We start from the raw sequence: 12774 nt of genomic DNA on the forward strand, positions 1-12774 counted from the left end.
CTCAGCTCCGGCCCACCGGGGCACCCGCCTGGCGGGGCAGGGTGACGGGGGCGTCCAGGGGCGCCCCTTCCGCCTCCGGCGCCCGAGTGAAGAACCGGGTCACCAACTCCGCTACCTCGACGGCCCGTTCGAGCACCACCCAGTGGTCGGACTCCGGGAGCGTCAGGAACCGGCTGCCCTCGATCGTCGCCGCGAACTCCCGCTGCCGCGCGGGCGAGGTCACCGTGTCGTGCTCCCCCGCGAAGACCAGCGCCGGCACCCCGCTCAGCCCGCCGGAGTAGTCCGGCCGGTCGGCCAGCGCACGGTGGAGCGAGTCCGCCGCGTGCGGCGAACGGGTGAGCGCGTGCAGGAACGAGCGGCGCACATAGCGTCGGGCCAACTCCCTCCGATAGACCGGGCGTTCTGGATCCAGACACATCAGCGCGTCGGCGGCCAGGGCGGCGAACCCGTCGTGGTCCCCGCCCGCCAGCAGCTCCCGCGCCCGCACCCAGCGGTCGACCTGGGCACCGTCGATATGGACCGGTACGCCGCCGAGGGCGAGCCGGGCCACCCGTTCGGGGTGGTGCTGGGCGAAACCGAAGGCGATGGCGGTGCCGTAGGAGAAGCCGAAGAGGTTCAGCCGCGGGGCGCCCAGGTCGTCCGCGATCGCGAGGACCGCCCGGCGCAGGATGTCGGCGCTGGGGCCGGGCGGCAGGGGGTCGGCGGAGCCCATCCCGGGCAGGTCGGCGGTGACCACGTCGGTGGCCGGGCCCAGGTGGTCGTCCATCTGCGGCCAGCCGTACATGCCCTGGAGCGCGCCGCCGATGACGAGCGCCGGTTCGGTGACGGGTCCGGCCCCCGCGCCGCGGTCGTGGCGCAGGACGCGATAGCCGTAGCGCACTCCGTCCACCGAGAGCGTCCGGATGATCTCCTGGGGCATGGCTGCTTCCCCACTCCCTTTCGGTCAGGCCCTGGTGAGGACGAGCGCCGCGTTGTGGCCGCCGAAGCCGAGCGAGGTCTTGACCGCGCAGTCGAAGGAGGCGGCCCGGGCCTCCTTGGCGACGACCTCCAGCGCGATCTCCGGGTCGGGCGCGTCCAGATTGACCGTGGGCGGCACCAGTTGGTGCTGGAGGGCGAGGACGGTGAGCGCGGTCTCGATGCCGCCCGCCGCGCCGAGGGTGTGACCGGTCATCGCCTTGGTGGAGGTGACCAGGGGGTTCTCGCCGAGGACGCGGCGGAGCATGGTCGCCTCGATGAGGTCGTTGGAGAGCGTGGAGGTGCCGTGCGCGTTGACGTGTCCGACATCAGCCGGGGAGAGCCCGGCGTCCGCGAGGGCGGTGCGCAGGGCGTGTTCGATGCCGAGCCCCCCGGGGTCGGGGGCGACGGCGGAGTGGGCGTCGCTGGAGGCCCCGTACCCGTTCACCTTGGCGCGGACCGTGGCGCCCCGGGCGCGGGCGTGGTCCGGGTGCTCCAGGACGAGGAGGCCCGCGCCCTCACCGACGACGAAGCCGTCGCGGTGGGTGTCGAAGGGGCGGCAGGCGGCGGTGGGGTCCTCGCGGCGGGTGGAGACGGCCTTGAGGCTGCAGGCACTCGCGATCAGGAGCCGGGTGCAGGTGGATTCGGCGCCGCCCGCGATGACGATGTCGCAGGCCCCGGAGCGGAGCATCTGGTGGGCGGTGCCGATGGCGACGGTCCCGGACGAGCAGGCCGTGGAGACGGCGAGACTGGGGCCCTGGATGCCGAGGTCCAGGCTGACACTGCTGGCCGCGCCGTTGACGACACTGAGGGGGGCGAGCTTCGGCGACACACGGCGGGCCCCGCGCCCGGTGAGGACGGCGTGCTGCTCGTCGTAGAAGGGCAGCCCGCCGTGGGCCGAGCCGATGACGATCCCGACCCGGCCGCTCTCCCAGAGGGCCGGGTCGAGCCCGGCGTCCACGACGGCCTCGCGGGCGGCGATGACGGCGAGCTGGGCGACACGGTCCATCAGCCGCTGGGCGGCCACCCCGAGCAGCTCGCGCGGGTCGCAGTCGGTGACGGAGTAAAAGAAGTCGCAGGGCAGGCCGTCGAGTTCGGGCCGGGTGCCGACGTTGGGGGCGAGCCGCTCGGTGACGCCGTGCCAGGCGGCCCGGGTGCCGGTACCGGCCGCGGTGACCAGGCCGACCCCGGTGACGGAGGCCTCGAAGGGGGCGAGCGGCGCACGGCGGTAGGGCCCGGCGGCGCGGGGTGCGGGGGCCTCCGGGGCGCTCATGCGGTGGCCTTGGCGTGGACGGCCTCGACCAGCCGCCCGAGGGTGTCGCGCGAGGTGAGCACGACGTCCTCCAGGTCCACGTCGAGCCGGTCCTCGATGAGGAGCCGCAGCTCCTCCAGGGCGAGGGAGTCCAGCCGCAGCCGGTGCAGCGGAACATCGGGGCGAAGGGCCTCGGGGTCGGTTCCGAACTTCGCTACCAGCAGGGCGCTGATCTCTTCCGAGGTGGTCATTGGCGCTCCTGGGCTCAGTGACGCGGTGACGCCGGCCGCGCGTTGGGGGTCAGGGTGGGCATGGGCCATCGGGGGACGCCGGCTGCTCCGGAAGGACCCTTTATACGCCTTCGGCGAGAGGTTCCCAGCCTCCGTTCCCCCGTGCGGTGGGAGCTCTGTCCAGGTGTACGAATCCCTGGTGCGGCCGGGCGGGGCGGGGGCCGCGGAGGGCCGCCCGGGCGGGCCGCAGGACGCCGCGCGCCCTCCCGTCCGAAGGGAGTCGGTCAGACGCGCCGCCACCTCTTCGAGTCGATCAGCCTGCCGGGCTCCGGACCGCGCGGCCCCACGGGGTACGGCACGCAGTCCGCACACCCTTGGACCGATCCCGTACCTCGTCGGGATCGCGGCGGGCCGGCGGCCGGGGAAGCTACCTGAAAGCTGTCCCGCAATCCCTGGCGGGAGAGCCCTTAGAATCCGCGATCATGACCACTGAAACGGTTCAGCACGAGCCCTCCGCCCCCGGCGGCCCCGCGCTCTTCGACACCATGTCCACCATGCGCGCCATGCGCCGCCTCAAGCCGGACGCCATCCCGGACGAGACGATCGACCAGCTCATACAGGCCGCCGTCTGGGGTCCCAGCGGTGGCAACATGCAGTGCTACGAGTACGTCGTGGTCACCGACCGCGACGTGATGGCCCGTCTGGCGCCGCTGTGGAAGCGGTGCGTGGACTCGTATCTGGCGACGACCGGGAAGTACGCGCCGAAGGGCATGGACGAGGCGGCCTACGGCCGGATGGTCGCCGCGATCGAGTACCAGCGCGACCACTTCGCGGACACTCCGGTCCTGATCATCCCCTGCTACCGCTTCCCCGAGCCCCGGCTCGACGAGGAGGGGCTGATCGCCTCCGCGCAGGCGCTCGGACCGGAGGCGACCGAGCGGATGATGTCCTCTCAGGCGCGTTTCCAGGCACTGGCGGAGGGGTCCTGCGTCTACCCGGGCGTCCAGAACCTGCTGCTCGCGGCACGGGGCCTGGGGCTCGCGGCGAACATCACCATCTGGCACCTGTTCCTGGAGCAGGAGTGGAAGCGGGAGCTGGGCATCCCCGAGGACATGGCGACGTTCGCCGCCGTTCCGGTGGGCCGGCCCCTGGGCAACTTCGGGCCGGTGCGGCGGCGCCCCGTCGCGGAGGTCGTCCACCGCGACCGCTGGTAGCGAAGACGGGGCCGATCGGCCCATGACACCCCCTGTCGGGTGATACACCCCGTCACCCGACAGGCCCTAATTGCCCGTCAACTGTCCTTCCTGTCAGGAGAGTTGTCTGACACGCCGCGATCCCGACGTCATTGTCATGCCCTTCTCAGCTGGTTAGCCTGGGGGGCGCTCGCAGCCCCTCGGCCCCGCACACCGGACCCGAGGGCTTCTCTCTTCCCGCCCCGGATGTCCCACAGAGCAGGAGCACCCATGCCCAGAAGCCCCCTCGCCCGCACCCGGGTCCGCGCGTCCGTCCTGGCGGCCCTCACGGTCTGCGCCCTGGTGGCCACCGGCCAGCCCGCGACCGCCGCTCCGGCCCCGGACGCCACCGACCCGCTGAACCGCGCCTTCGACCGCGCGGCGCGGGAGTACGGCGTACCGCGCGACCTGCTGGCGGCCGTCGGCTACGGCGAGAGCCGGCTGGACGGCCACTCCGGGCTGCCCAGCCAGGCGAACGGCTACGGCGTGATGCACCTGGCCAGCAACCCGGTGAACCGCTCGCTGGAGAAGGCCGCCGCGCTGACCGGGGAGTCGGCCGACCGGCTGCGCCGGGACACCGCGACGAACATCCTCGGCGGCGCCGCCGTCCTGCGCGACCACGCCGACCGCCTCGGCCTGGACCGTGCGGAGCGGAGCGACGTGAACGCCTGGTATCCGGCGGTCGCCCGGTACAGCGAGGCGGAGGGCCCGGCGGCGGCGCTCTACGCGGACACGGTGTTCACGTTCCTCGCGGAGGGCCTGGACGCCACCGCGCCCGGCGGCGAGAGGGTGCGGGTCCCCTCCCGCCCGGTCGCCCCGGAGAAGGACGAGGTGCCGTCCGCCGGAATCTACGCGCAGAGCCCCGACTACCCCACGGCCCGCTGGGTCGCCGCCTACTCGGGCAACTACGTCGTCGGCCGCAAGGCCGCCATCGACAAGGTGGTCATCCACACCACGCAGGGTTCGTACGCCGGTTCCATCAGCTGGTACCAGAACCCGGCGTCGAAGGTCAGCGCGCACTACACGATCCGCTCGTCGGACGGCGAGGTCACGCAGTCGGTCCTGGAGAAGGACACCGCCTGGCACGCCGGCAGCGTCAACTCCTCGTCCGTGGGGATCGAGCACGAGGGCTACGTCGACAACCCGGCCTGGTACACGGAGGCGATGTACCGCTCCTCCGCCGCCCTCACCAAGCACCTGGCCGCGCGGTACAACATCCCGAAGACCCGGTCGCACATCATCGGCCACAGCGAGGCCCCCGGCGCCACACACACCGACCCCGGCCCCCACTGGAACTGGAACTACTACATGCAGCTGATCGGGGGGAGCCCCGGCACCCCCGGTGACGGCCTGACCTTCCCCTCGTACACCCTCCAGCAGTCCGGCTCCACCGGCCCGCAGGTGAAGGCGATCCAGCAGCTGCTCAACGCCCAGGGGTACGCGGCCGGAACCGCCGACGGCGTCTTCGGCCCGACCACCAAGAGCGCCACCCAGGCGTTCCAGCGCGCCCGTTCGCTGACCGCCGACGGCGCGGTCGGCCCGAAGACCTGGACGGCCCTCCTCTCGGCCGGTACCACCCCCGCCCTCTCCCGGGGCAGCTCCGGCGACGCGGTCAAGCGCCTCCAGCGCGCCCTGACGGCCGCGCTCGGCACCACGGTCGATGCCGACGGCAGCTTCGGCCCGGCCACGGAGACCGCCGTGCGCAACTACCAGAGCAGCCGCGGCCTGGGCGTCGACGGCAAGGTCGGCCCGGCGACGTGGGGAGCGCTGCAGGCGGGGCGCTGACCGACGCTCGGCAAAGCAGTGACCCCCGGGGCCTCCACCGCCCCGGGGGTCAGCCGGTTCCGCCGTGTGGTCAGGCCACCGAAGCCAGCGGCTGCCCGCTGTCGTCGTGGTGGATGGGGGTGTGGGCGCCGGTGAGCGGGGCGCCGCTGCCGCCGCGGCGGGCCGCGACGATCTCGGCGGCGATGGACAGGGCGGTCTCCTCCGGCGTACGGGCTCCGAGGTCGAGGCCGATCGGGGAGTGCAGGCGGGCCAGTTCGCGGTCGGTGAGGCCGACCTCGCGCAGGCGGTCGTTGCGCTGGAGGTGGGTGCGGCGGGAGCCCATCGCGCCGACGTAGGCGACCGGGAGGCGGAGGGCGGCCTCCAGCAGGGGGACGTCGAACTTGGCGTCGTGGGTGAGGACGCAGAGCACCGTACGGGCGTCGGTGACGGTCCCCGCGAGGTAGCGGTGGGGCCACTCGACGACGACCTCGTCAGCCTCGGGGAAGCGCGCGGCGGTGGCGAAGACCGGGCGGGCGTCGCAGACGGTGACCCGGTAGCCCAGGAACTTCCCGGCCCGCACCAGGGCGGCGGCGAAGTCGATGGCGCCGAAGACGATCATGCGGGGCGGGGGCACGCTGGACTCGACCAGGAGCTGGATCGGGCGGCCGCAGCGGGAGCCCTGCTCGCCGATGGTGAGCGGTCCGGTGCGGCCCGCGTCCAGGAGTGCGCGGGTCTCGGCGGCGGCGGTCCGGTCCAGGGCCGGGTGGCCGCCGAGCCCGCCCTCGTGACTCCCGTCGGGGCGGACGAGGAGCGGGCGGCCGAGCAGTTCGTCAGGGCCGTCCGTGACCCGGGCCAGGGCCGTCGCCGTCCCCTCGGCGGCGGCCGCGAGGGCCGCGGCGAACACCGGGCGGGCGGGATCGTCCGCCCGCACCGGTGTGACCAGGATGTCGATGACGCCGCCGCAGGTCAGGCCGACCGCGAAGGCGTCCTCGTCGCTGTAGCCGAAGCGCTCGCGGACGGATCGGCCGTCCTCCAGGACCTGTCGGCACAGCTCGTAGACCGCGCCCTCCACACAGCCGCCGGAGACCGAGCCGATGGCCGTGCCGTCACGGTCGACGGCGAGGGCGGCTCCCGGCTGCCGGGGCGCGCTGCCGCCGACCGCCACCACGGTGGCGACGGCGAACTCGCGTCCCTGCGAGACCCACCGGTTCAGCTCTTCGGCGATGTCCAGCATGGCGTCTCTCCTTTGGATGAGGGAGGGGATGGTCGGCCGGCGTCAGTGGACGCCGAGCCAGCTCTCGATCGGGTTGAGGGCGAAGAAGACGAGGAAGACCACCGTCAGCCCCCACATGAAGGCCCCGACCTCGCGGGCCCGGCCCTGGGCGAGCTTGATGGCGGAGTAGGCGATGACACCCGCGGCGACACCGGTGGTGATGGTGTACGTGAAGGGCATCAGGACCACGGTGAGGAAGACCGGGATGGCGACGGAGCGGTCGCCCCAGTCCACGTGCCGGGCGTTCTGCATCATCATCGCGCCGATGACGACGAGGGCGGCGGAGGCCACCTCGGTCGGCACGATCGCGGTGAGCGGGGTGAAGAAGAGGCAGGCGGCGAAGAAGAGGCCGGTGACGACGGAGGCGAACCCGGTCCGGGCCCCCTCACCGACCCCGGTGGCCGACTCGACGAAGACCGTCTGGCCGGAGCCCGAGGCGACACCGCCGATGACACCGCCGGCGCCGTCGACGAACAGCGCCTTCGACAGGCCCGGCATCCGGCCCTTGTCGTCGGCGAGCTTGGCCTCGGTGCCGACGCCGATGATGGTGGCCATCGCGTCGAAGAAGCCGGCCAGCACCAGGGTGAAGACGATCATGCCGACGGTCATCACCCCGACGTCGCCCCAGCCGCCGAACTCCACGTTCCCGAAGAGCGAGAAGTCGGGCATGGCGACCGCACTGCCGTCCAGGGCGGGCGGGCCGCTGCTCCAGTCCTTGGAGTCGATGTCGACGACCGCGTTGATGACGATGGCCACCAGGGTGCCGACGATGATGCCGATCAGGATCGCGCCGGGGATGTCGCGCGCCTGGAGCATGAAGATGAGGAGCAGGGTCACGCAGAAGATCAGGACGGGCCAGCCGGCGAGTTCACCGGCCGGGCCGAGGGAGACCGGGGTGGCCGTGCCCTGGTGGACGAAGCCCGCCTTGTAGAGGCCGATCAGGGCGATGAAGAGCCCGATACCCATGGTGATGCCGTGCTTGAGCGCGAGCGGTATCGCGTTCATGATCATCTCGCGGAGGCCGGTGACCACCAGGAGACAGATCACCACACCGTAGATCACACACATGCCCATGGCCTGCGGCCAGGTCATGTTGGGCGCCACCTGCGAGGCGAGCACACCGGAGACGCTGAGTCCGGCGGCCAGCGCGAGGGGCACCTTGCCGACGAAGCCCATGAGCAGGGTGGTCGCGGCCGCGGCGAAGGCGGTCGCGGTGATCAGGCCGCTCTGTCCGAGGAGGTTGCCGTCGACGTCCTCCCCGCCGAGGATGAGCGGGTTGAGCAGGAGGATGTACGCCATGGCCATGAAGGTCGTGACGCCGCCGCGCGTTTCGCGCGCGAGCGTGGAGCCTCGTTCGGATATGTGGAAGTACCGGTCGAGCCATGATCTTCCGGCGGGGACGCGCGAACCGGGGCCCGCGGGCTCCACGCTGGTCTCCGGTTCCACTGACTGCTGGGTCATGATGCCTGACTCCCAAGGTTCACAGGGGCACCCGCTTGGAGATTCCTGAATGCGGGATTTGGGATGACTGCGACGGCCGCACGACCCGGGGACGGCCGGGACGGACTGTTGAGGCAGATACGGGGGTGCCGGTGGCACGTGTCGATCCGTGAGGCGAGGCCGGGCGCCGGGGTGGGGCGCCGGTGCTCGGCCAAGAACCGTGAGCGGTGCGGTGCTTGGTGTCTCCGGGCGGTGCGGGGTGCGGAAAAGTGTGACGTTCTCGGCTCAGCACACCGCCCGGAGAGTCGGGGGGGGGACCGCTCAGGGGCTGCCGGGTGACGACCGGTGGGAGATCACCCGGCGGCCCGTCAGGAACTGGTGCCGGTGAGGTGCTCGGGGCGTACCGGTGTCCTGTTCAGCTCCAGCCCGGTCGCGTTCCGGATCGCCGCGAGGACGGCCGGGGTCGACGACAGGGTGGGGGCCTCGCCGATGCCGCGCAGCCCGTACGGGGCGTGCTCGTCGGCGAGTTCGAGCACGTCGACCGGGATCGTCGGCGTGTCGAGGATGGTGGGGAGGAGGTAGTCCGTGAAGGAGGGGTTGCGCACCTTCGCGGTCTTCGGGTCGACGATGATCTCCTCCATCACGGCGACGCCCATGCCCTGGAGGGTGCCGCCCTGGATCTGGCCGAGGACGGAGAGCGGGTTGAGCGCCTTGCCGACGTCCTGGGCGCAGGCCAGTTCGATGACCTTGACCAGCCCCAGTTCGGTGTCGACCTCGACGACCGCGCGGTGGGCGGCGAAGGAGTACTGGACGTGGCCGTTGCCCTGTCCGGTACGGAGGTCGAACGCCTCGGTGGGCCGGTGGCGCCACTCCAGCTCGATGTCGACGACCTCGTCCTCCAGCACGTCGGCCAGGTCCGCGAGGACCTCGCCGCCGTCGGTGACGACCTTGCCGCCCTCCAGGAGGAGTTCGGCGGTTGCCCAGGCCGGGTGGTAGGTGCCGAACCTGGTGCGGCCCAGCTCCAGGACCTTCTCCCGTACGGCTTCGCAGGAGTTCTTGACCGCGCCGCCGGTGACGTACGTCTGGCGGGAGGCGGAGGTGGAACCGGCGGAGCCGACACGGGTGTCGGCGGGGTGGATGGTGACCTGGTTGACCCCGAGTTCGGTCCGGGCGATCTGGGCGTGGACGGTGACGCCGCCCTGGCCGACTTCGGCCATCGCGGTGTGCACGGTGGCGACCGGCTCGCCGTTGATGACCTCCATCCGGACGCGGGCGGTGGAGTAGTCGTCGAAGCCCTCGGAGAAGCCGACGTTCTTCAGGCCGACCGCGTAGCCGATGCCTCGCACGACGCCTTCGCCGTGGGTGGTGTTGGAGAGTCCGCCGGGCAGCGCCCGGACGTCGACGGAGGTGCCGTCGGCGCCGGCCGTCAGCCACTCCTGCTCGGGCGGCAGCGGACGGGCCTTGACCCGGCGCAGCAGCTCGGCGACCGGCGCCGGCGAGTCGCAGACCTGGCCGGTGGGCAGCAGGGTGCCCTGCTCCATGGCGTTGATCTGCCGGAACTCCACCGGGTCCATGCCGAGCTTCGCGGCCAGTTTGTCCATCTGCGCCTCGTAGGCGAAGCATGCCTGGACCGCGCCGAAGCCGCGCATCGCCCCGCAGGGCGGGTTGTTGGTGTAGAGGGCGATCGCCTCGATGTCGACGTCCTCGATCTTGTACGGGCCGACCGAGAGCGAGGAGGCGTTGCCGACGACCGCCGGGGAGGCGGAGGCGTAGGCCCCGCCGTCCAGGACGATCCGGCACTTCATGTGGGTGAGCTTGCCGTCCTTGGTGGCGCCGTGCTCGTAGGTGAGCTTCGCCGGGTGCCGGTGGACATGGCCGAAGAAGGACTCGAACCGGTTGTAGACGATCTTGACCGGCTTGCCGGTGCGGAGCGCCAGCAGACAGGCGTGGATCTGCATCGAGATGTCCTCGCGACCGCCGAAGGCCCCGCCGACGCCGGAGAGCGTCATGCGGACCTTGTCCTCGGGGAGGCCGAGGACGGGGGCGATCTGCTTGAGGTCGGAGTGCAGCCACTGGGTGGCGACGTACAGCTCGACCCCGCCGTCCTCGGAGGGCACGGCGAGACCGGACTCGGGGCCGAGGAAGGCCTGGTCCTGCATCCCGAAGACGTACTCGCCCTTGACGATCACGTCGGCGCGCTTGGCGGCCTCGTCGGCGTCGCCCCGGAGGATCGGCTGGCGGTGGACGATGTTGGGATGCGGGACGTGGCCGATGTGGTGGTCGTCGCGGCCCTCGTGGACGAGCGGGGCGTCGGGCGCGGTGGCCGAGGCCTCGTCGGTGACGAGCGGCAGCTCCCGGTACTCGATCCTGATCTTGGCGGCGGCGCGGCGGGCCGTCTCCGGGTGGTCGGCGGCCACGAGGGCGACCGGCTCGCCGTGGTGGCGGACCCTGCCGTCGGCGAGGACGGGGGTGTCCTGGATCTCCAGGCCGTAGTTCTTCATCTCGGCCGGGAGGTCGTCGTAGGTCAGCACCGCGTAGACACCGGAGGTGGCGAGCGCCTCGGAGGTGTCGATGGAGACGATCTCGGCGTGGGCGACGGTGGAGCGCAGTGTCTGGCCCCAGAGCATGTCCTCGTGCCACATGTCGGAGGAGTACGCGAACTCGCCGGTGACCTTGAGGGTGCCGTCGGGGCGGAGCGTGGACTCACCGATGCCGCCCTTGGTGGGCGAACCCTGGGTGATCTTGGTGGGCGTTCCGGCCGGTACGGTCTGGGCCCTGGGTGCCGTGGCTCCGGGGCGTGCCGTGGCTTCGGGGTGCGTCGTCATGACTGGACCGCCTCTCCCTGGCGGGCCGCCGCGAGGCGGACCGCGTCGAGGATCTTCTCGTACCCCGTGCAGCGGCACAGGTTGCCGGAGAGCGCCTCACGGATGTCCTGGTCGGACGGGGAGGGGGTGTTCTCCAGCAGTTCGTCGGCGGCGACCAGCAGGCCGGGGGTGCAGAAGCCGCACTGGACGGCCCCGGCGTCGATGAACGCCTGCTGGATCGGGGACAGCTCGACGGCCTCGCCGGTCTGGCCGTCGGTGGGCCGGGCCTGCCAGCGCTTGGCCGCGTCCAGGGTGGTGCCGCAGGCGCGGGTGGCGCAGCCGCCGCCGGGGTGGGCGTCCTCGCGGTGCTTGGCGTAGTCGGCCAGGCCCTCGACGGTGACGACCTCGCGGCCCTCCACCTGGCCGGCGGCGACCAGACAGGCGCAGACGGGCACGCCGTCCAGCCGGACCGTGCAGGACCCGCACTCGCCCTGCTCGCAGGCGTTCTTGGAACCGGGCAGCCCCATACGCTCACGCAGCACGTAGAGAAGGGACTCGCCCTCCCACACGTCGTCGGCTTCCTGCTGACGGCCGTTGACCGTGAAATTGACTCGCATGGTTACGCAGCTCCTTCCAGCGTGCGGCCGGCGCCGCGGTACTGCTCCCAGGTCCAGCCGAGCGTGCGACGGGCCATGATGCCGACCGCGTGCCTGCGGTACTTCGCCGTGCCCCGGACGTCGTCGATCGGATTGCAGGCGCCGGAGGCGAGGGCGGCGAACTGCTGGGCGATGGCGGGGGTGATGATCTTGCCACTCTCCCAGAACCCGCCCTCCTCCAGCGCGGCGTTCAGGAACGTCTCGGCCTCCTGGGCCCGGATGGGCGTGGGGGCGGCCGAGCCGATGCCGGTGCGCACGGTGCGGGTCTCGGGGTGCAGGGCGAGGCCGAAGGCGCAGACGGCGATGACCATCGCGTTGCGCGTACCCACCTTGGAGTACTGCTGGGGCCCGTCGGCCTTCCTGATGTGCACGGCGCGGATCAGCTCGTCCGGCGCCAGGGCGTTGCGCTTGACGCCCGTGTAGAAAGCGTCGATAGGAATCAGCCGCGTCCCGCGTACGGATTCGGCCTCCACCTCGGCCCCCGCGGCGAGCAGCGCCGGGTGGGCGTCACCGGCGGGCGAGGCGGTGCCCAGGTTGCCCCCGACCCCGCCGCGGTTGCGGATCTGCGGCGATGCGACGGTGTGCGAGGCGAGCGCCAGACCCGGCAGCTCGGTGCGCAGGTGCTCCATGATGGAGCTGTACGGCACGGAGGCGCCGAGCCGTACGCTCTCCTGGCCCACCTCCCACTCCGACAGCTCACCGATGCGGTTCAGGTCAAGGAGGTGTTCGGGCCGCCGGTGGTCGAAGTTGATCTCGACCATCACATCCGTACCGCCCGCGATGGGCACAGCCGTGGGGTGCTCGGCCTTGGCGGCGAGCGCCTCCTCCCAGCTGGCGGGGCGAAGGAAGTCCATGAGTGGCTCTCTTCTTCTCAATCGGGTCGTTCACCGGGGCTGGGGACGGCCGGCCCGCGACTGGCTCGTATGGCTCGTTCATGTGGTGTTCACGTGGTGTGTGACCCAGTACACAAGCCAGGACCCGGCGGGTGCAGTCACCGAAACACTGAAGCAGTTGGCTGGTCTCCGTCCTCGTCTTGTAGATTCGAACGAATGGCGGGGAACAGTAACCTCGCCGTAATTCACAGGTACCCGTCCACCCCTGTGGTCCCCCACCCCCACCCCTTCCCGGCTTCCCCCACCTGCTCCCACCCCTACGGAAAGATCGGCGGC

At 71.9% G+C, this 12774-nt stretch carries 10 protein-coding genes; 2 read left to right on the top strand and 8 right to left on the bottom strand.

Annotation, left to right across the window (positions count from 1 at the left end; translation table 11 throughout):
- Position 1 precedes the first annotated feature (1 nt).
- The 3 genes from AC0682_RS11285 to AC0682_RS11295 are packed head-to-tail and all read right to left on the bottom strand — an operon-like array spanning position 2 to position 2457.
- Positions 2 to 919, bottom strand: a complete 918-nt coding sequence (locus AC0682_RS11285) for an alpha/beta fold hydrolase (RefSeq protein WP_478532373.1) — start codon at positions 917 to 919, stop codon at positions 2 to 4.
- Positions 920 to 943: 24 nt separating this feature from the next.
- A complete protein-coding gene (locus tag AC0682_RS11290) occupies positions 944 to 2227 on the bottom strand; it encodes a beta-ketoacyl-[acyl-carrier-protein] synthase family protein (RefSeq protein WP_478532374.1) in 1284 nt (427 codons plus the stop codon).
- The gene (locus AC0682_RS11295; protein WP_478532376.1) at positions 2224 to 2457 is read right to left on the bottom strand and encodes an acyl carrier protein; all 234 of its coding nucleotides are present in this window, start codon (positions 2455 to 2457) and stop codon (positions 2224 to 2226) included. The genes AC0682_RS11290 and AC0682_RS11295 overlap by 4 nt, the downstream gene beginning before the upstream one ends.
- A gap of 461 nt (positions 2458 to 2918) precedes the next feature.
- Here AC0682_RS11295 and AC0682_RS11300 point away from each other — a divergent pair, with 461 nt between their 5' ends.
- Both AC0682_RS11300 and AC0682_RS11305 read left to right on the top strand, forming a co-directional pair.
- Entirely contained in the window at positions 2919 to 3650 is a 732-nt protein-coding gene (locus tag AC0682_RS11300; protein ID WP_478532377.1) for a nitroreductase family protein, read from the top strand.
- A 249-nt stretch (positions 3651 to 3899) separates the two neighbouring features.
- Positions 3900 to 5453: a peptidoglycan-binding protein gene (locus AC0682_RS11305; RefSeq protein WP_478532379.1), complete on the top strand. Its 1554-nt coding sequence runs from the start codon at positions 3900 to 3902 to the stop codon at positions 5451 to 5453.
- A 70-nt stretch (positions 5454 to 5523) separates the two neighbouring features.
- Here AC0682_RS11305 and AC0682_RS11310 read toward each other — a convergent pair whose 3' ends face one another.
- From AC0682_RS11310 to AC0682_RS11330, 5 genes are all read right to left on the bottom strand, one after another.
- Positions 5524 to 6666: an XdhC family protein gene (locus tag AC0682_RS11310; protein WP_254811427.1), complete on the bottom strand. Its 1143-nt coding sequence runs from the start codon at positions 6664 to 6666 to the stop codon at positions 5524 to 5526.
- Between the two features lie 42 nt (positions 6667 to 6708).
- The gene (locus tag AC0682_RS11315) at positions 6709 to 8166 is read right to left on the bottom strand and encodes an NCS2 family permease (protein ID WP_478532380.1); all 1458 of its coding nucleotides are present in this window, start codon (positions 8164 to 8166) and stop codon (positions 6709 to 6711) included.
- 347 nt (positions 8167 to 8513) lie between these two features.
- Complete coding sequence (gene pucD, locus AC0682_RS11320; RefSeq protein WP_478532381.1) at positions 8514 to 10970, bottom strand: xanthine dehydrogenase subunit D; 2457 nt, start codon at positions 10968 to 10970, stop codon at positions 8514 to 8516.
- Positions 10967 to 11566, bottom strand: a complete 600-nt coding sequence (locus AC0682_RS11325) for a (2Fe-2S)-binding protein (RefSeq protein WP_254811430.1) — start codon at positions 11564 to 11566, stop codon at positions 10967 to 10969. The genes pucD and AC0682_RS11325 overlap by 4 nt, the downstream gene beginning before the upstream one ends.
- A gap of 2 nt (positions 11567 to 11568) precedes the next feature.
- Entirely contained in the window at positions 11569 to 12459 is an 891-nt protein-coding gene (locus tag AC0682_RS11330; protein WP_478532383.1) for an FAD binding domain-containing protein, read from the bottom strand.
- Between the last annotated feature and the right edge of the window lie 315 nt (positions 12460 to 12774).

This window comes from Streptomyces sp. NPDC043746, from assembly GCF_056436485.1.

Coding starts and splice junctions, on each gene's coding strand:
- AC0682_RS11325 (WP_254811430.1), bottom strand. CDS start 11,566: ATGCGAGTCAATTTCACGGTCAACGGCCGTCAGCAGGAAGCCGACGAC.
- AC0682_RS11330 (WP_478532383.1), bottom strand. CDS start 12,459: ATGGACTTCCTTCGCCCCGCCAGCTGGGAGGAGGCGCTCGCCGCCAAG.
- AC0682_RS11305 (WP_478532379.1), top strand. CDS start 3,900: ATGCCCAGAAGCCCCCTCGCCCGCACCCGGGTCCGCGCGTCCGTCCTG.
- AC0682_RS11315 (WP_478532380.1), bottom strand. CDS start 8,166: ATGACCCAGCAGTCAGTGGAACCGGAGACCAGCGTGGAGCCCGCGGGC.
- AC0682_RS11290 (WP_478532374.1), bottom strand. CDS start 2,227: ATGAGCGCCCCGGAGGCCCCCGCACCCCGCGCCGCCGGGCCCTACCGC.
- pucD (WP_478532381.1), bottom strand. CDS start 10,970: ATGACGACGCACCCCGAAGCCACGGCACGCCCCGGAGCCACGGCACCC.
- AC0682_RS11310 (WP_254811427.1), bottom strand. CDS start 6,666: ATGCTGGACATCGCCGAAGAGCTGAACCGGTGGGTCTCGCAGGGACGC.
- AC0682_RS11300 (WP_478532377.1), top strand. CDS start 2,919: ATGACCACTGAAACGGTTCAGCACGAGCCCTCCGCCCCCGGCGGCCCC.
- AC0682_RS11295 (WP_478532376.1), bottom strand. CDS start 2,457: ATGACCACCTCGGAAGAGATCAGCGCCCTGCTGGTAGCGAAGTTCGGA.
- AC0682_RS11285 (WP_478532373.1), bottom strand. CDS start 919: ATGCCCCAGGAGATCATCCGGACGCTCTCGGTGGACGGAGTGCGCTAC.